This window comes from Streptomyces sp. NPDC043952, from assembly GCF_056435325.1.
Genome location: NZ_JBWKES010000004.1, coordinates 133,808 through 151,595 on the forward strand (window position 1 = coordinate 133,808; position 17,788 = coordinate 151,595).

Sequence of the window (17,788 nt, forward strand, 5' to 3'; positions counted from 1 at the left end):
GGGCGCGCGCACGGATGCCCGCGCACACGTGTCACCGGACGTCCCGCCGGACGTCCCAGCGAAGGAATGGGGAACCGTGAACGCACGAACAGCCGTTGTCATCGGGGCCGGACCGGCCGGTCTGCTCGCCGCCGCGGCGCTCGCACCCGCCGTGGCCGAGGTCGTCGTACTCGACCACGACGAGCTGCCCGAGGGGCCCGAGCACCGCAGGGGGGTGCCCCAGTCCCGGCACGCCCATCTGCTGATGCCCGGCGGCCTGGCGGTGATGGAGGAGCTGCTGCCGGGGGCGGACCTGCGAGGGCGGCTGGTGGCGGCCGGGGCCAGACAGACGGCGCTCAGCTCGGACCTGCTGACCCTCGCCCCGGTCGGCTGGTTCCGGCGCTGGCGGCACCGCACCTTCGTCACCATGACCGCGAGCAGACCGCTGCTGGAGTGGGGTGTGCGCCGGGCGGTGCTGGACACCAACCCCAACGTCAGCGTGCGCCGCGGCCGGGTGAGCGGGCTGCGCGGCAGCGCCCGCCGGGTGACCGGCGTACGGCTGGCCGGGGCCGACGGCACCGCGCCCGAGGACCTGGACGCCGACTGGGTGGTGGACGCGAGCGGCCGGGGCACCCGGCTGCTGCCCTGGCTCGACGTCCTCGGCGTGCACGGCATCCGCGAGCGGCACATCGACAGCGGCCTCGCCAACGCCACTCGCGTCTACCGCACCCCGCCCGCCGCCCCCGACTGGCCGATGACCCTGGTGCAGGCCGACCCCTGGAGCGGGCGGCCCGGACGCAGCGGCATGATCGTGCCGATCGAGGACGGCCAGTGGATGGTGAGCCTCGGCGGGATGCGGGGCAGCGAGCCACCGAAGGACCCGGACGCCTTCGTCGCGTACGCGCTGGATCTGCCGAGCCCCCTGGTGGGCCGGCTGATCGAGGCCGCCGAGCCGCTCGGCCCGGTGCACGTCAGCCGCAGCACCAGCAACTCCCGCCGGTACCTAGAGAAGGCGCGCCTGTGGCCGGAGCGGCTGGTCGCGATCGGGGACGCGGCGGCCACCTTCAACCCGATCTACGGGCAGGGCATGTCGGCCGCCGCGTTCGGCGCCCGCGCCCTCGCGCGGGCGGTGCGGGAGCACGGCGTCGAGGCGCCGGGGCTGGCCCGGCGGGTGCAGCGGGCGGTGGCCCGCGCGGCGCAGGGGGCGTGGACGGCGGCCGTCAGCACCGATGTCCTGTATCCGGGGGTGGAGGGCGGCCGCGCCACGCCCGTGGACCGGCTGACCGCCGCCTACTCCCGGCGGCTGAACCGCGCGGCCACCGGCTCCTACGCCGCGGCCGCCGCCCTCTGGGACGTCACCACCCTCGGCACCCCGCCCGGCCGCCTCTTCCGCCCCGACGCCCTCCTGCACGCCCTGACCGGGCCGCCGCTGCCCGCCCTCGCGGGCCCGCCGCTGACCCCCGCCGAGCGGGACTTCCTGGCCGGCCTCACACCCTGGGCGTAGGCCCGCCGAAGGGCAGGTGGAGCACGCGGGAGGCGAGCAGCCAGCGCCCGCCGACCCGGCGGAACCGGTCCTCGTAGTGCCCCACCTGGACCGGCGGCCCGGCGGGCACCAGGCCGCCGGTGTGGCCGTCGACGCGGTGGGTGGAGAAGTACGACACCGCCGTCGCCGTCTCCGCGGAGGCCACCGTGACCAGGACGTTGGACATCAGCCGGCGGGAGAGCCGGTCCGCGGGCCGGGCGCCGAAGTACTCCCCGAGCGCCGCCCGGCCCCGCACCGCGCGCCCGTCTCCCGGCGGGGGCCACTCCCAGCTGCCGTCCTCGGTGAACAGCTCGGCCACCGTGGCCGGTTCACCGAGGTCGAGGCGGTGGACGAACTCCAGGATCAGGCGCTCACAGGCGCGCTCGGCGAGCAGCCGCTGCACGGGGTCCATGGCCCTGTGTACCAGCCCGAGCTCGCGTGCCGCCAAGGGAATTACCGGGGCCGCCGCCCTGCGGGCCGGTCACGGCCGGCCGCCGGTGCGGGCAGGTCGATCAGGCGGCAGGCGGTCTCGATGTCGATCTTCACCTGGGCGATCGAGGCCCGGCCGGAGAGCCAGGTGACGAGGGCCGAGTGCCAGGTGTGCTCGATGACCCGGACGGCGGAGAGCTGCTCCGGGGTCGGATCGCCTTCCAGGCCCATCGCGTCCAGGATGATCGCCGTGGTCTGCCGGGAGACCTGGTCCACCTCGGGGCTGACACTGCGGTCCGCGAAGGTCAGCGAGCGGACCATCGCGTCGGCCAGGTGCGGCTCGCGCTGGAGCGCCCGGAAGGCCCGCATCAGGGTCTCGGCGACCCGCTCGGCGGCGGTGTCCCCGGCGGGCGGCCGGCGGCGCAGGGTGCCGTGCATCCGCTCCAACTGGTCCTGCATCGTGGCCACCAGCAGATGCACCTTGGACGGGAAGTAGCGGTACAGCGTGCCCAGGGCCACCCGGGAGGACTCGGCCACCTCGCGCATCTGCACCGCGTCGAAGCCGCCCCGCCCCGCCAGCCGCGCGCTCGCCTGGAGGATCCGGCGGCGGCGGGCCTCCTGACGCTCCGTGAGGGCCGGCGGGGGAGTGCGCGACGTACTGGCTTCCGCAGGCATGGGTCCCGTTCCGTGACAATCGGTGAGGGCGTCGGCAGGGCACGTGATCGGACGGTACGGCAGGGCCGCGCGCCGTGGCGCGGATCACCTGATCCACTGCTCACAGCACCCCTACCTGCCGGTAGATTCAGAGGCTCTTGAACGATCAAGTCTGAAACTTGTTCTAGATTAGCGTCCCGTCGTAGTCTCGCGGGACAGTGCAGGCAGAAGGGGGCACAGAGTGACCGCCGAGGCCCGGCAAGCGGGTGCCCGTGAGGACTTCGCCGCCGACGGGGAGCGACCGCTCGACATCGCGCTCCTCACCTACAAAGGGAACCCGTTCTGCGGCGGGCAGGGCGTCTACGTACGGCACCTCTCGCGCGAACTGGCCCGCCTCGGACACCGCGTCGAGGTCATCGGCTCCCAGCCCTACCCCGTGCTCGACGAGGGCTACCCCGCACTCACCCTGACCGAGCTGCCGAGCCTCGATCTCTACCGCCAGCCCGACCCCTTCCGCACCCCCGGCCGCGACGAGTACCGGGACTGGATCGACGCCCTCGAAGTGGGCACGATGTGGACCGGCGGCTTCCCCGAGCCGCTCACCTTCTCGCTGCGCGCCCGCCGGATGCTGCGGGCCCGGCGCGGCGACTTCGACGTCGTGCACGACAACCAGACCCTCGGCTACGGCCTCCTCGGCGACATCGGCGCGCCGCTGGTCACCACCATCCACCACCCCATCACCGTGGACCGGCAGCTCGAACTGGACGCGGCCGACGGCTGGCAGCGCCGGTACTCGGTGCGCCGCTGGTACGCCTTCACCCGCATGCAGAAGCGGGTCGCGCGCCGGCTGCCCTCGGTGCTCACCGTCTCCGGCACCTCCCGGCAGGAGATCGTGGACCACCTCGGGGTGCGGCAGGACCGCATCCACGTGGTGCACATCGGCGCCGACACCGACCTGTTCGCACCGGACCCCGCGGTGCCCGAGGTGCCGGGGCGGATCGTCACCACCTCCAGCGCCGATGTGCCGCTCAAGGGGCTGGTGTTCCTCGTGGAGGCGCTGGCCAAGGTGCGCACCGAGCACCCGGCCGCGCACCTCGTCGTCGTCGGCAAGCGCCCCGCCGAGGGGCCGGTCGCCCAGGCGATCGAACGGTACGGCCTGGACGGCGCCGTCGAGTTCGTCAAGGGCATCTCGGACGCCGAACTGGTCGACCTGATCCGCTCCGCCGAGGTCGCCTGCGTGCCCTCGCTGTACGAGGGGTTCTCGCTGCCCGCCGCGGAGGCCATGGCCACCGGGACACCGCTGCTCGCCACGACCGGCGGCGCCATCCCCGAGGTCGCGGGCCGCGACGGCGAGACCTGCCTCGCGGTGCCGCCCGGCGACGCGGGGGCGCTGGCCGCCGGGCTCGGCCGGCTGCTGGGCGACGCCGGGCTGCGCGCCCGGCTCGGCGCGGCGGGCCGCGAGCGGGTCCTGGCCAACTTCACCTGGGCCCGCGCGGCACAGGGCACGGTGGCGCGGTACCGGGAGGCCATCGCCCGCTCCTCCGGCGCCGCCACCGCGGCCGCCCGCCGCCCGGCGCCCCAGGCACCCGGCCGCCCCCCGGCCGCTCCCGTCGCCGCCGTCTCCACGGCCTCCCCGAGTGACACCAGCGTCTATCCCGAAAGCAGGGCCACGTGCTGACCGTCGACTTCTCCCGGTTCCCCATCGCTCCGGGAGACCGCGTCCTGGACCTCGGCTGCGGAGCCGGCCGGCACGCGTTCGAGTGCTACCGGCGCGGCGCCCGCGTCGTGGCCCTCGACCAGAACGCGGAGGAAATCCGCGAGGTCACCAAGTGGTTCGCGGCGATGGAGGAGGCCGGCGAGGCCCCCGAGGGCGCCACCGCGACCGCGCTGGAGGGCGACGCGCTGGCGCTGCCCTTCCCGGACGACTCCTTCGACGTGGTGATCATCTCCGAGGTGATGGAGCACATCCCCGACGACAAGGGCGTCCTCGCCGAGATGGTGCGCGTGCTGCGCCCCGGCGGCCGGATCGCGATCACCGTGCCCCGCTACGGCCCGGAGAAGGTCTGCTGGGCGCTGTCCGACGCCTACCACGAGGTCGAGGGCGGCCACATCCGCATCTACAAGGCGGACGAACTGGTGGCCAGGGTCCGCGAGGCCGGCCTGAAGCCGTACGGCAGCCACCACGCGCACGCCCTGCACGCCCCCTACTGGTGGCTGAAGTGCGCCTTCGGCGTCGACAACGACAAGGCGCTGCCCGTGCGCGCGTACCACAAGCTCCTGGTCTGGGACATCATGAAGAAGCCGCTGGCCACCCGGCTCGCCGAGCGGGCGCTCAACCCTGTGATGGGCAAGAGCTTCGTGGTCTACGCGACCAAGCCCCACCTGCCCCGGCTCGCCGGGGAGGCGGCCGCCCAGTGACCACCCCCCGGACAGAACACCTCGTCCTGCCCGGAGTCCTCACCGCGGAACAGGCCGCCGCGACCGTACGCGGCATCCTCGCGGTGCAGCGGGAGGACGGCGCGATCCCGTGGTTCCGGGGCCACCACCTGGACCCGTGGGACCACACCGAGGCCGCGATGGCCCTGGACGCGGCCGGTGAGCACGAGGCCGCCGAGCGTGCCTACCTGTGGCTCGCCCGGCACCAGAACGAGGACGGCTCCTGGTACGCGGCCTACGCGGACGGCGCCCACGACGAGGTCACCGACCGCGCCCGCGAGTCCAACTTCGTGGCGTACCCGGCCGTCGGCGTCTGGCACCACTACCTGTCCACGGGCGACGACACGTTCCTGGACCGCATGTGGCCCTGCGTCTACGCGGCCATGGAGTGGGTGCTCGGGCTCCAGCAGCCCGGCGGGCAGATCGGCTGGCGGCGCGAGGACGACGGGGCGCCCACCGCGGACGCCCTGCTCACCGGCAGCTCCTCCGTCCACCACGCGCTGCGCTGCGCGCTCGCCATCGCCGAGCAGCGCGAAGAGGCCCAGCCCGACTGGGAGTTGGCGGCCGGTGCGCTGCGGCACGCGATCCGCAGGCACCCGGAGCGGTTCCTGGACAAGGACCGCTACTCGATGGACTGGTACTACCCGGTCCTCGGCGGCGCCCTGACCGGCGCGGAGGCCGCGGCACGGATAGCCGCGTCCTGGGACCGGTTCGTCGTACCGGGCCTCGGGGTGCGCTGTGTCGTGCCCAATCCCTGGGTGACCGGCGGCGAGTCCTGCGAACTGGCGCTCGCGCTGTGGGCGGTGGGGGAGTCGGACCGGGCCCTGGAGATCCTGAAGTCCGTCCAGCACCTGCGGGACGCCGAGTCCGGCCTGTACTGGACGGGTTACGTCTTCGACGACGACGCGATATGGCCGCGCGAACTGACCACCTGGACCGCCGGTTCCCTGCTGCTCGCGGTCGCCGCGCTCGGCGGACACGAGGCCACCTGCGCGGTCTTCGGCGGGGCGCATCTCCCGGCGGGCCTGGACCCGGACTGCTGCTGAGCCGACCCGGCACGTTCCCCCGGCGTGTCCCCCGAGTGGCGTAACCGCGGAGGCGGAGTAACGGTGGAGAAGGAAGCTCCCCACTCGGAAAGACACGTCGGGAGGACCTCGTGCCTGTACCGATACGGCGTCTGTGCGTGGCGCTGACTCTGTGCTGCGCCCTGGTGGCCGGTGTGACGGCCTGCGGAAACAGCAGCGCCGGCGCCCGCCACGACAGCAAGGCGAACGTCACCGCCGCGGCCCTGAACCAGCCCGCGGCCGCGCCAAGCCCCACCACCTCCGCCGAGAAACAGCGGTTCGCGAAGACCAGGTTCGTGGCGAACGCGGGCCTCGCGGCCGGTGCCACCTACGAGTGGATCTACAAGCCGTGGAAGGCGGGCAAGTTCAAGAAGGGTGCCCACGGGCGCAGGCTGGCCCTGGTGAAGGCCGGTGTCGCCGGTCTGTTCACCTACAACCGGCTGAAGGCCGCCGAGCGCAACGCCAAGGGCGACCCGCTGCTCTCCAAGGCCCTCGCGCCGCTGAGCAAGAGCATCGAGAACCTGAAGGACCTGCCGGCCAAGCTGCGCCACGGTGACACCGGCGCGGCCGGCGACTTCAACAACGTCATCAACCACGTGAAGGACGCCGGGAAGAGCGCGGGCGCCCCGGTCCAGAACAAGGTGCCGTCGGCGGCCCAGCTCCGCAGCGGCGGCCACTGAGCGCCCCTGACTGGTCGTCAGCTCACAGCCGGAAGGCGGCTGTACGGCAACGGCCCCCCGCCCGCAAGGGCGAGGGGCCGTACGCCTGGTGATGCTGTTCAGCCGCGCTGGATGCCCGAGGTGTCCTGGAGCACACCGCGACGGCCGTCCTGGGTCTGCGCGACCAGCGCGGCACCGCGCTGCTCGACCGCCAAGTACCAGGTACCCGGCGCCAGTTCGGCGATCGGGGTGGGCGAGCCGTCCTCCGCGAACAGCGGACGGGTCACCGGCACCGCGAACCAGAACGGCGAGAAGTCCCCCGGAGCGGCCTGCTGCGGCGCGGCACCCTGCGCGGGCGCCGGCTGCTGCTGACCGTACGGCTGGCCCTGCTGCGGCTGGGCGCCGTACGGCTGCTGCGGGGCGCCCGGATAGCCGTAACCGGCGGGCGGCTGGGCGCCGTAGGGCGCCGGGGCGACCGGCTTGGGGGCCGGGAGCAGCGCGCCCTGGAGCGCCGGGACCAGCGGGGTGGCGATGGCGGCGCCGGCGAGCACCAGCGCGGCGATGAACCCGAGCACGAGCCCGGCGCTCGCGTCGAACCCGGTCGGCACGTCCACCAGCGTCCAGAACAGAGTCCAGGCCGAGAGGATCGTGAATGCCGTGCCCACCGCGCCGAGATCCAGGCCCAGCACCTTGCGCTGCTGCGGCAGGCAGCGGTTGAGCACGATCAGCGCGGCACCGATGACGGCCCCCATGTACGTGCCGAGGCCCGTCCCGAGGTTGTCCCACACGCTCTGGCTGCCCGAGTATCCGGCGGCCGAGTAGGAGTAGAGATCGAGGAACGACGCGATGAACAGCAACACCGCTGCTCCGATCACCACGCCGTCGCCTCTAGTGAGGGAGCGGATGTTCACTTCAGGTCCTTCGTGAGTCGTCTCGTCGTCGGTAGACACTACCGCCCGCAAGATCCGGCTGTCCGGCCGGTCACGGCCCCGGTCAGGACTCGCGCGGGAATCTCACGATTCCCTCAGAGACCCCATGCGTCGGGGCGCACCGGGGCAGCTCCCTCACGACGGACCCGAGCTCAGCGCCGCGCCGCTACCGCTGGCTGTACTTGAAGCAGACGCCGATCGGTTCGTACGCCGTCTTGTTGATGCCGACGGTCATCCAGGTGCCCCCGTTGCTTCCCTGGACGTCGAACTTCTTTCCGGAGTATTTCGCGTAGGCCTTCAGGGTTCCGTACTTACCGCTGGGAACTTCCTTCGCGCCACTCACCGTGATGCTGCGTGATTTCGTCACGTCCCAGCCGACGCCCGCGCTGATGACACCTTTGGAAACGCCGATGTTCGCCGACAAAGAGGTGCTGATGGACCGGGTCTGGTCGATGCGGAGCGTCATCTTGCCTCGCCCGGACGCCTCGGCGATGGGCGTCTTTCCGCAAGAAGTCCCGATCGACCGGACGTTGATCAGCCGCTCGGCGAGCCAACCGCTCGATGCCTTGGCCGTCACGGCGCGGTGCGTGGGCGTGTGGAGAGGTGCGGCATGTGCCTGAGCTGCGAAGGTCACGCCGACGCAGCTCATGGTCAGTGCGGCTACCAGCGCGCCGCTACGGGCATTTCGAAAGTCCATGGGATCCCCCTTGGTACAACAGCGAAGACTCCATGTGAGCCTCGCTTTGGTCAACGCAAGTTGACCATGGAAAGGGGGAGTGCCGCAACGTGGTTGAGGGAAAACTGAGCATGCCCGGCTGAGGCTCCGGTAACCCGCTTCACCGGCCTACTTATTCAGGAATTCCACGATTCCCTCAGACAACCCCTGCGCGGCCTTCTGTCGCCAGGAGCCGCTGGTCAGCAGCGCCGCGTCCTGGGCGTCGCGCATGTTGCCGCACTCGATGAACACCTTGGGAACCGTTGACAGATTGAGACCGCCGAGGTCGGTGCGGGTATCGAGCGCGGTGCCGTGGCCGATGTAGTTGGACGGCGGCTCACCGGTCACCCGGCGGAAGTCCGCCGCGACGCGCTCGCCCAGCTCACGCGAGGGCCCGGTGATCGGCCGGGTGTCGGCGGCGCCCGCGTGCACGGTCCCCGGCAGGATCACATGGAAGCCCCGGTCGCCCGCCGGCGCCCCGTCGGCGTGGATCGAGATCGCCGCGTCCGCGTGCGCCTCGTTGCCGATCCGCGCCCGCTCGTCCACGCACGGCCCCCAGTCCGGGCCCTTCTCGTCATGGGTCAGCCGCACGGTGGCCCCCTGCCGCTCCAGCAACGCGCGCAGCCGGTGCGCCACATCGAGCGTGAACCGGGCCTCCGGGTACCCGTCGTTCGTGGCCGTGCCGGTGGTGTCGCACTCCTTGCGGCCGTTGCCGACGTCCACCTGGCGGTTGATCTCGGCGGTGTGCCGGAAGTTGCCGGTGTTGTGCCCCGGATCGATGACGACGACCTTGCCCGCGAGCGGGGCGGCGGCCTTGCCGTCGGCACGGGGGGAGGCGGCGGCGGACGGCGAGGTACGCGCGGCCGGTGTCGCCGGGGCCCCGGCATCCGCCGGACCCCCGTCACCCGTCACCTCGTACACGCCCCACCCGATGAGCCCCCCGGCCAGCAGCGCGGCGAGCGTGACGACAAGCGGCCCCCGCCGGGGACGGCGCGGCTGCGGGGGTTCGGACTGCGGACCGGTGTAGGACACGTCAGCGACTCTAACCGGGACCTCAGATCCCCGCCCCCGTGCGCCGCAGCACCCGCAGCGAACCGGTGACCGCCACCTCGGTGAACGCTCCGGAGCCGAGGGCGCGCAGGTACACCCGGTAGGGGGCCTGGCCGGTGAACTCGTCCGCGGGCTCCGGGAACACGTCGTGGATGACGAGCAGCCCGCCGTCGGCGAGGTGCGGGGCCCAGCCCTCGTAGTCGGCGTTGGCGTGCTCGTCGGTGTGGCCGCCGTCGATGAACACGAACCCCAGCGGGCTGCCCCACACGGCCGCGACCTGCGGCGACCGCCCGACCAGCGCGATCACGTGATCTTCGAGACCCGCCCGGAACAGCGTGCGCCGGAAGGCGGGCAGCGTGTCCATCAGGCCGACCTCGGGGTCCACGGTCTCCGGGTCGTGGTAGTCCCAGCCCGGCTGCTGCTCCTCGCTGCCCCGGTGGTGGTCCACGGTCAGCGCGGTCACCCCCGCCGCCCGCGCCGCGTCGGCCACCAGCAGGGTCGACCGCCCGCAGTACGTGCCCACCTCCAGCAGGGGCAGCCCCAGCGCCCCCGCCTCCACCGCCGCCGCGTACAGCGCCAGCCCCTCGTCCACGGGCATGAACCCCTTGGCCGCCTCGAACGCGGCGAGAATCTCGGGCTGGGGGGCGAGGACCGGCATGGGCGCCCTTTCGGTCGTACGGCAGCGTGTGCGCCCCATGCTGCCGTACACCTCTTCAAGGGGGGTCACGGGGGCGCCCCTCAAGGCGCTACAAACTCACCGTCTCACCCGGCAGGGCCAGGTCCACCTCGACCGCCCCCTCCTTCCCGGAGTGCGTCGCGGCCGAAGCGAGCGGCCCGTGCCCGAACGCCCTCGCGGCGAGGACGTACGCCCCCTGCGCCGGCACCACCAGCTCGTACCGGCCGTCCTCGTCGGAGACGGCCGTCCCCGCCTGCCGGCCCCGCCGGTCGATCAGCGTCACCTTGGCACGGGCGACCGGAACACCGCTCGCGTCCAGAACCCGCCCGCGGAACCCCCGCAGCACCTCCTCCGCCGCCTCCAGCACGGCGTCGTCCTCCGCGCTGCCGGCCCGCAGCCGCAGCTCCCGCACCGGGCGGCCCGCCCTCGGCAGGAACAGGGCGAGCACCAGGCCCGCCGCCACCGCCCCCGTCGCGATGAGGAAGGACACCCGGAACCCGTGCATGGTCGGGATCGCCACACCCCCCACGGTGTGCGCCGTGTTGGCGAGCACCATCCCGACGACGGCGCTCGACACCGACGTACCGATGGACCGCATCAGCGTGTTGAGCCCGTTCGCCGCGCCGGTCTCCGACGCCGGCACCGCGCCGACGATCAGGGCGGGCAGCGAGGAGTACGCGAGCCCGATGCCCGCGCCGAGGATCACGGACGTGAGGATCGTCTCCCAGGCCGCCTGCATCAGGCCCAGCCCGCCGCCGTAGCCGAGCGCGATGATCAGCAGGCCGATGATGAGCGTGGTCCTGGGGCCGTAGCGGGCGGACAGGCGGGCGTACACCGGCGCCGTGAACATCATGGTCAGGCCCAGCGGCGCCACGCACAGACCGGCGACGACCATCGACTGGCCGAGCCCGTAGCCCGTGGCCCGCGGAAGCTGGAGCAGTTGGGGCAGGACGAGCGAGACGACGTAGAACGCGACGCCGACCATGATCGACGCCAGGTTGGTGAAGAGGACCGCGGGGCGCGCGGTGGTGCGCAGGTCGACCAGCGGCGCCTTGGCGCGCAGCTCGTACAGGCCCCACAGCAGCAGCACGGCGACGGCCGCGCCGAACAGGCCGAGGGTGGTCGCCGAGGACCAGCCCCAGTCGCTGCCCTTGGTGATGGGCAGCAGGAGCAGCACCAGACCGGCGGACAGCCCGAGCGCGCCGGGCAGGTCGAAGGAGCCCGCCGCGCGCATCGGGGACTCGGGGACGGTGAGCAGGGTCAGGGCGATGGCGAGGACGCCGAGGCCGGCGGCGCCGTAGAACAGCGCGTGCCAGTCCGTGTGCTGGGCGACCAGCGCGGCGGCGGGCAGGGCGAGGCCACCGCCCACGCCTATGGAGGAGCTCATCAGGGCCATGGCGGAGCCGAGGCGTTCGCGCGGCAGCATGTCCCGCATCAGGCCGATGCCGAGGGGGATCGCGCCCATCGCGAAGCCCTGGAGGGTACGGCCGGCGATCATGACGAGCAGCTGGCTGGTGAGCGCGCTGACCAGCGCGCCGATCACCATCACGGCGAGGCTGGCGATCAGCATGCGCCGCTTGCCGTACAGGTCGCCGAGCCGGCCCATGATCGGGGTGGCGACGGCGCCGGACAACAGGGTCGAGGTGAGCACCCAGTTGGCGTTGCTGGGCGCGGTGTGCAGCAGTTGCGGCAGGTCTTTGATGACCGGCACGAGCAGGGTCTGCATCACCGCGACCACGATGCCCGCGAACGCGAGCACCGGGACGACGGCCCCGCTCGCCTCGCGCCGCGGTTCGTCGGTCGTCGTGTGGGTCATTGAGTGCGGCCTCCCGTAGACATAAGTGCCGGGTAAACCTCGTATGCACAAGCAACTATTCCGTTGCTTCGGGCCTCTAATGATTATTTGACCATCCTATTGGCTTCTGAATACCCGTCAGACAACCGGATGGGATCGGGACGGGCCGGGGGACGTAGTCCGCGCGGGGTAGGACCCCCTGGTCCGAAATGCCGATGCAAGGACCGCAACCGGCCTGGGACCATGACATCCATGCTGGAGACCGCCGACACCCCGCCCCTCATATCCCGCCGTACGACACCCCCGACCTGGCTGGTGGTGGCCCTGGCCTGCGCCGGGCAGTTCCTGGTGGTACTGGACGTCTCCGTGGTGAACGTCGCACTGCCCTCCATGCGCACCGACCTCGGCCTCAGCGCGTCCGGCCTGCAATGGGTGGTGAACGCGTACGCGATCGCCTTCGCCGGGTTCATGCTCCTCGGCGGCCGGGCCGGCGACCTGTACGGCCGCAAGCGGATGTTCCTCGTCGGCCTCGGCCTGTTCACCCTGGCCTCGCTGGGCGGCGGCCTCGCCCAGGAGGGCTGGCAACTGCTGCTCGCCCGCGCGGTGCAGGGGCTCGGCGCGGCCGTCCTCGCGCCCTCCACGCTCACCCTGTTGACCGCCGCCGTCCCGGAGGGCGCCGCCCGCGCGCGGGCCATCGCCACCTGGGCCGCGGTCGGCGCGGGCGGCGGCGCCGCGGGCGGACTCGTCGGCGGCGTCCTGGTCGACGTGCTGTCCTGGCGGTGGGTGCTGCTGATCAACGTGCCGGTCGGCGCGGTCGTCCTGGCCGGCTCGCTGCGCTGGCTGGTGGAGAGCCGCGCCGGGGACGGCCGCCGCCTCGACCTGCCCGGCGCGCTGCTGGTCACCGGAGGACTGGGCACGCTGGCGTACGGCATCTCGCGCACCCAGGAGAAGGGCTGGACCGCCCCGGCCAGCCTCCTGCCGCTGGCCGCCGGGGTGCTGCTGCTCGCCCTGTTCCTGCTGGCCGAGGCGCGCACACCGGCCCCGCTGATGCCGCTCGGACTGCTGCGCAGGCGCCCGGTGGCCTCGGCGAACGCGGCGATGCTGCTGTCCGGCTCGGCGATGTTCTGCATGTGGTACTTCATGACGCTGTACGCGCAGAACGTGCTCGGCTACTCCCCGCTGGAGGCGGGCGCCGCGCTGGTGCCCAGCTCGCTGGCCGTGATCATCGGCTCCAAGGTGGCGCCCCGGCTGATGCGGACGGCGGGGCCGCGCGGCGTGGCGGTGGTGGGCACGCTGATCGCCGCGGGCGGGTTCGCCTGGCAGTCCACGATGAGCGCGCACGAGGCGTACGTCACCGCGATCATGTGCCCCGGCATCCTGATGATGCTGGGCGGCGGCCTGGCGATGACCCCGCTGGCCGCGCTCGCCACATCGGGGGCGGCGCACCACGAGGCCGGGGTGGTCTCGGGGCTCATCAACACCTCGCGCACGATGGGCGGTTCGCTCGGCCTCGCGGTGATGTCCACCATCGCCGCCACCGGCACGGGCACCGGCACCGGCCCGCAGGCCCTGACCGACGGCTACGCACTGGCCTTCCGCGCCTCCACGGCGGTCCTGCTGGGCGGCGCCCTGCTGATGCTGCTGTGGCTGCCACGCCACCTGCCGCAGAAGTGACCGCGCGGCGGCCATCCCCAACGCCGGTCCCGCGACGGCCCCGACCGCAGGTTCCGGGTCCGCCCTGGCCGCCGCAGGTTCCGGGACCGCCCTGGCCGCCGGTTCCGGGTCCGCCCCGGCCGTCGGTCTCCTGACCGTCTCGTCCGTCGGTCCGGCCGCTACTGCCGTGGCCGGTCCGGCACTGCGGTGGCCCGTCGTGCCGCCGCTGCCGCGGTCGGTCCCGCCACCGCGGCCGGTTCCGCCACCGCGGTCGCGCCACTCCCGCGGCCGGCCCCGCCACCACAGCCGCCGCCTGGTCGGCCCCGGCCGGCGCTCCCGGTCACGGGCTCACAGCCACCCCTGCTGACGGGCCTCCCGTACCGCCTCCGTGCGGTTGCGGGTGCCGGTCTTGCCGATGGCCGAGGAGAGGTAGTTGCGCACGGTGGACTCGGACAGGTGCAGCCGGCCCGCGACATCGGCGACGGTCGCCCCGTCCACGGACGCGTTCAGCACCTCGCGCTCGCGCTGGGTGAGCGGGTTCGGCCCGGCGCTGAGCGCGGCCGTCGCCAGCGCCGGATCGACCACGGTCTCCCCGGCCAGCACCCGCCGGATCGCCGCCGCCAGCTCCTCCACCGGCCCGTCCTTGACCAGGAACCCGGCCGCCCCGGCCTCCAGGGCCCGCCGCAGATACCCCGGCCGCCCGAAGGTCGTCAGGATCAGCACCCGGCAGCCCGGCGCCCGCGTCCGCAGCTCCTCCGCCGCGTCCAGCCCGCTCATTCCGGGCATCTCGATGTCCAGCAGCGCCACATCCGGCTCGTGCCGGAGCACCTCGGCCACGATCGCGTCCCCCGCGGCCACCTGCGCCACGACCTCGATGTCCGCCTCCATCCCGAGCAGCAGGGCGAGCGCGCCGCGCATCATGCCCTGGTCCTCGGCGAGCAGAACCCGGATCGCCTCCCGAGGTGTCTCGTCCATGGGCTCAGCGTACGGCCGCCCCGCTCAGCCCGCGCCGGGCGGCCGCGCCCCCACCGAGGCGAGTTCCCCGTCGGCCAGCGGGAGTTCCGCCGTCACCGTGAAGCCGCCGCGGGGAGCCGGGCCGGCCGTGAGGGAGCCGCCCGCGGCGGCCAGGCGTTCGGTGAGGCCCGTGAGGCCGGTGCCGCCGATGCCCTGCGCGGGGCGGCTCACCGGGGCGCCGGAGCCGTCGTCGGTGACCGTCAGCCGGACGCGTTCCGCGGCGCTGGTCACGGCGATCTCGCAGCGGCTCGCGTCGCTGTGCCGGATCACATTGGTGACCGCCTCGCGGACCACCCAGCCCAGCAGGGCCTCCGTCCGCGGTTCGAGGGGGGTGCCGGACTGGCGGAAGACCGGCTCGACGCTCGCCGCCAGCAGGGCCGAGCGGGCCCGGACCAGCTCCGTCGCCAGGCTGCCCTCGCGGTAGCCGGTGACCGCCTCGCGGATCTCGGTCAGCGCCTGCCGGCCCACCGACTCGATGTCCGCGATCTGACCCAGCGCCGCGTCCAGGTCGCGCGGTGCCAGCCGCCGGGCCGCCTCCGACTTCACCACGATCACCGACAGGGTGTGCCCGAGCAGGTCGTGCAGGTCGCGGGAGAAGCGCAGCCGCTCCTTCTCCACCGCGCGCCGGGCCAGTTCCTCACGGGCGGCGCGCAACTCCCGTACGGCCTCGGACAGTCCGAGGATCGCGGCGGTCACCATGGTGGACAGGAAGGTGGCGTACCCGACGTTCGTCGCGTCCGACCAGTCGCCGCGCACCCCGGAGAGCGCGGCCGCGTAGACCGCAAGCAGGATGGCCGAGCGGCCCAGCCACGGGCCGCGCAGGGCGGCGCCCGCGGCCAGGCCCAGCAGCGGGAAGAACGCCAGCCAGTTGCCGCCGTAGCCGACCGCCAGGCCCGTGGTCAGCAGGGCCATCAGCAGCAGCGCCACCCGTGTGCGCGGCTCCTCGCGCTTGGCCCGGTCGAAGGAGCGGAACGTGATGTAGACGTACAGGGAGTTGAAGACGAACAGGCCGAGGCCGCCGATCAGCGGGTTCGGGGTCTTCCCCTGGAGCAGGTTGGAGAAGGCGCCCATCCCCAGCAGCAGCCAGGGCAGCAGCGCGAAGCCGGTGGGCGGCGGTCCGGGATCGCTGACGGCCGGTGCCTCACCCCGTTTCCGGGCGGCGCGCGCGTCGGCCTTGAACCGCTCGTTCTCCGCCTTCCAGCGGTCCAGCCGCGCCTTCCACTCCAGCCGCGCCGCCTGCCAGGCCCGCACCTGGCACCGTATCTTCCGCCACGCCGACATCTCTTCGTTCCCCCTGGTCAGACGGTTCCCGCCGCACGGCGGTACGACAGCACGGCGTACGATCCGAAGACCAGCAGCCAGCCCGTCAGCACGATGATCGCACCGGCACCGGGGGCATGCCCCTCGGCGATCGCCCCGCCCAGCTCGGCGAACCGGTTGCCGGGCGTGTAGCCCGAGACCGACCGCAGCCAGCCGGGGAACAGGCTGGTCGGGAACCACAGCCCGCCCACCACGGCAAGGCCCAGATTGCACGCCATGTTGGCCACGCCCGTGGCGGGACCGGTCAGCCGGTACCCGTTGCCGAGGCCCAGCAGCGTGAACGGCACCGAGCCCAGCCACAGCAGCAGCGCGATCGCCGCCCACTGCCACACCGCGAGCCGCACCCCGTCGACCAGTCCGCCCGCCGCCAGTACGGCGACGATGGCGGGCAGCACGGTCACCACCCCGGTCAGCGTCCGCCCCGCCACCACCTCGCGCGGGGTCATCGGCGTCACCCGCAGCTGCCGCAGCCAGCCCACCGCACGGTCCTCGGCGACCGCGCCACCGGTGTTCAGGGCGGAGCCGACGGCGCCGTACGCGGCCATGCCGACCATCGCCGCGGTCCGCCAAGTGCCGCTGTTCTGACCGAGGTTGGTGAACAGCAGGTACATCATGACGGGCATCGCGATCCCGCCGATCACGAATCCCGTGTCGCGCAGGGTACGGCGGATCTCCAGCCGGACGTAGGTGAGCATCACAGGGCCTTCGCGGTGAGTGTGCCCGCGGGTGCGGGTGCGGGTGCGGGTGCGGGTGCGGGTGCGGGCGCGTCGTGGTCGGTCGCGCGGTCGCCCGTGCCGCTGGGGTGGTGTCCCGAGGCCGCCGGCGAGGTGAGGGCCAGGAACGCGTCGTCCAGCGACGCCGGAGCCACCTCCAGGCGCCGGATCGCGCCCAGTCGGGCCAGCGCGATCACCGTCGCGTCGGAGTCGTCCGTGCGCAGCCGCACCCGGTCGCCGGCCACCTCCAGGGAGCGGACGCCGGGCAGCAGGGCGAGGCCGTCCGGGGCCCGGCCCCCGAGGTCCACGGAGACCAGGCTGCCGCCCGCGGCCCGCCGCAGCTCCTCGCCGGTGCCGTCCGCGACGATCCGCCCCCGGTCCATGACCACGATCCGGTCGGCGAAGGCGTCCGCCTCCTCCAGATAGTGGGTGGAGAACAGCACGGTGTGCCCGCGCCGGGCGTACCCCCGCATCGACTCCCAGAAAGCGTGCCGCGCCTCCACGTCCAGCGCCGCCGTCGGCTCGTCCAGGACCAGCAGCGAGGGATCGCCGGCCAGCGCCACCGCGAACCGCACCCGCTGCACCTGCCCACCGGACAGCCGGTCCACCCGGCGTCCGGCCAGCGCGGCGATCCCGGCCAGCTCCAGGGCCCGCGCCACCGGCATCGGCGCCGGATAGCGCGAGGCCACGAAGCCGACCAGCTCGGCCACGGTGATCCGGGGCACCGGCCGGGCGTCCTGGAGCATCGCGCCCACCCGGCCGGCCCGCACCGCGCGCTTTGGCCCGGTCCCGAACAGCTCCACCCGGCCGGCGTCCGGCGGGTACAGGCCCAGCAGCATCCCGATGGTGGTCGACTTGCCGGCGCCGTTGCGGCCCAGCAGGGCCACGGTCTCGCCGTGCCCGATCCTCAGGTCCACCCCGTCCACGGCGCGCACGGACCCGAACGTGCGGACCGCCCCCGTGAAGGACACGGCGGTGGCGGTGTCCTCGTCCCTCTGTGTCATGCCTGCGACGGTACGAGCCGGGCCCACCGCACCGGTAGACGCGCCTGTACCGACTCGGGCAGGACAAATGTCACGGGTCCGCCCATGAATTGACGCCTCGTCAGGTGGCTTCACAACCGCGGAGGGCCTGGCTATGCAAAGCGGAGGGCCTGGCTATACAAAGGGGCGGCGGGCTG

Annotated in this window: 17 protein-coding genes; 6 read left to right on the plus strand and 11 right to left on the minus strand. The window is 73.4% G+C overall.

Features of this window, described 5'->3' with window-relative positions:
- Positions 1–76: 76 nt before the first annotated feature.
- Complete coding sequence (locus AC069R_RS06100; RefSeq protein WP_478764926.1) at positions 77–1,483, plus strand: NAD(P)/FAD-dependent oxidoreductase; 1,407 nt, start codon at positions 77–79, stop codon at positions 1,481–1,483.
- On the opposite strand, the gene AC069R_RS06105 is transcribed toward AC069R_RS06100, so the two are convergent.
- Complete coding sequence (locus AC069R_RS06105) at positions 1,467–1,913, minus strand: nuclear transport factor 2 family protein (RefSeq protein WP_478764928.1); 447 nt, start codon at positions 1,911–1,913, stop codon at positions 1,467–1,469. The two genes, AC069R_RS06100 and AC069R_RS06105, sit on opposite strands and share 17 nt — an antisense overlap.
- Before the next feature lie 41 nt (positions 1,914–1,954).
- Positions 1,955–2,605: a TetR family transcriptional regulator gene (locus tag AC069R_RS06110; protein ID WP_478764930.1), complete on the minus strand. Its 651-nt coding sequence runs from the start codon at positions 2,603–2,605 to the stop codon at positions 1,955–1,957.
- Between the two features lie 220 nt (positions 2,606–2,825).
- On the opposite strand from AC069R_RS06110, the gene AC069R_RS06115 reads away from it, so the two are divergent.
- From AC069R_RS06115 to AC069R_RS06130, 4 genes are all read left to right on the plus strand, one after another.
- Complete coding sequence (locus AC069R_RS06115) at positions 2,826–4,262, plus strand: glycosyltransferase family 4 protein (protein ID WP_478764931.1); 1,437 nt, start codon at positions 2,826–2,828, stop codon at positions 4,260–4,262.
- Positions 4,256–5,002, plus strand: a complete 747-nt coding sequence (locus AC069R_RS06120) for a class I SAM-dependent methyltransferase (protein ID WP_478764932.1) — start codon at positions 4,256–4,258, stop codon at positions 5,000–5,002. The genes AC069R_RS06115 and AC069R_RS06120 overlap by 7 nt, the downstream gene beginning before the upstream one ends.
- A complete protein-coding gene (locus tag AC069R_RS06125; RefSeq protein WP_478764934.1) occupies positions 4,999–6,066 on the plus strand; it encodes a prenyltransferase/squalene oxidase repeat-containing protein in 1,068 nt (355 codons plus the stop codon). The genes AC069R_RS06120 and AC069R_RS06125 overlap by 4 nt, the downstream gene beginning before the upstream one ends.
- A gap of 110 nt (positions 6,067–6,176) precedes the next feature.
- Positions 6,177–6,764: a hypothetical protein gene (locus tag AC069R_RS06130; RefSeq protein ID WP_478764936.1), complete on the plus strand. Its 588-nt coding sequence runs from the start codon at positions 6,177–6,179 to the stop codon at positions 6,762–6,764.
- 98 nt (positions 6,765–6,862) lie between these two features.
- Here AC069R_RS06130 and AC069R_RS06135 read toward each other — a convergent pair whose 3' ends face one another.
- The 5 genes from AC069R_RS06135 to AC069R_RS06155 all read right to left on the minus strand — a co-directional run bounded on the left by AC069R_RS06135 (position 6,863) and on the right by AC069R_RS06155 (position 11,929).
- A complete protein-coding gene (locus AC069R_RS06135; protein WP_478764938.1) occupies positions 6,863–7,654 on the minus strand; it encodes a hypothetical protein in 792 nt (263 codons plus the stop codon).
- Positions 7,655–7,838: 184 nt separating this feature from the next.
- Positions 7,839–8,369, minus strand: a complete 531-nt coding sequence (locus tag AC069R_RS06140; RefSeq protein ID WP_478764939.1) for a hypothetical protein — start codon at positions 8,367–8,369, stop codon at positions 7,839–7,841.
- Between the two features lie 147 nt (positions 8,370–8,516).
- The gene (locus tag AC069R_RS06145; protein WP_478764940.1) at positions 8,517–9,419 is read right to left on the minus strand and encodes an N-acetylmuramoyl-L-alanine amidase; all 903 of its coding nucleotides are present in this window, start codon (positions 9,417–9,419) and stop codon (positions 8,517–8,519) included.
- Between the two features lie 22 nt (positions 9,420–9,441).
- The gene (locus AC069R_RS06150; RefSeq protein WP_478765288.1) at positions 9,442–10,095 is read right to left on the minus strand and encodes a class I SAM-dependent methyltransferase; all 654 of its coding nucleotides are present in this window, start codon (positions 10,093–10,095) and stop codon (positions 9,442–9,444) included.
- An 88-nt stretch (positions 10,096–10,183) separates the two neighbouring features.
- Positions 10,184–11,929, minus strand: coding sequence for an MFS transporter (locus tag AC069R_RS06155; protein WP_478764942.1), 1,746 nt, complete (start codon positions 11,927–11,929; stop codon positions 10,184–10,186).
- 222 nt (positions 11,930–12,151) lie between these two features.
- Here AC069R_RS06155 and AC069R_RS06160 point away from each other — a divergent pair, with 222 nt between their 5' ends.
- Positions 12,152–13,582 (plus strand): MFS transporter, encoded by a 1,431-nt coding sequence (locus AC069R_RS06160; RefSeq protein WP_478764943.1) that lies wholly within the window; start codon positions 12,152–12,154, stop codon positions 13,580–13,582.
- 327 nt (positions 13,583–13,909) lie between these two features.
- Here the strand turns inward: AC069R_RS06160 and AC069R_RS06165 are convergent, their stop codons facing one another.
- Genes AC069R_RS06165 through AC069R_RS06180 form a run of 4 tightly spaced genes read right to left on the minus strand, consistent with a single transcriptional unit; the run spans position 13,910 to position 17,612 of the window.
- Complete coding sequence (locus tag AC069R_RS06165; protein WP_478764945.1) at positions 13,910–14,536, minus strand: response regulator; 627 nt, start codon at positions 14,534–14,536, stop codon at positions 13,910–13,912.
- Positions 14,537–14,560: 24 nt separating this feature from the next.
- Positions 14,561–15,856, minus strand: a complete 1,296-nt coding sequence (locus AC069R_RS06170) for a sensor histidine kinase (protein ID WP_478764947.1) — start codon at positions 15,854–15,856, stop codon at positions 14,561–14,563.
- Positions 15,857–15,873: 17 nt separating this feature from the next.
- Positions 15,874–16,590, minus strand: a complete 717-nt coding sequence (locus AC069R_RS06175; RefSeq protein ID WP_478764949.1) for an ABC transporter permease — start codon at positions 16,588–16,590, stop codon at positions 15,874–15,876.
- Entirely contained in the window at positions 16,590–17,612 is a 1,023-nt protein-coding gene (locus AC069R_RS06180) for an ABC transporter ATP-binding protein (RefSeq protein ID WP_478764950.1), read from the minus strand. The genes AC069R_RS06175 and AC069R_RS06180 overlap by 1 nt, the downstream gene beginning before the upstream one ends.
- Between the last annotated feature and the right edge of the window lie 176 nt (positions 17,613–17,788).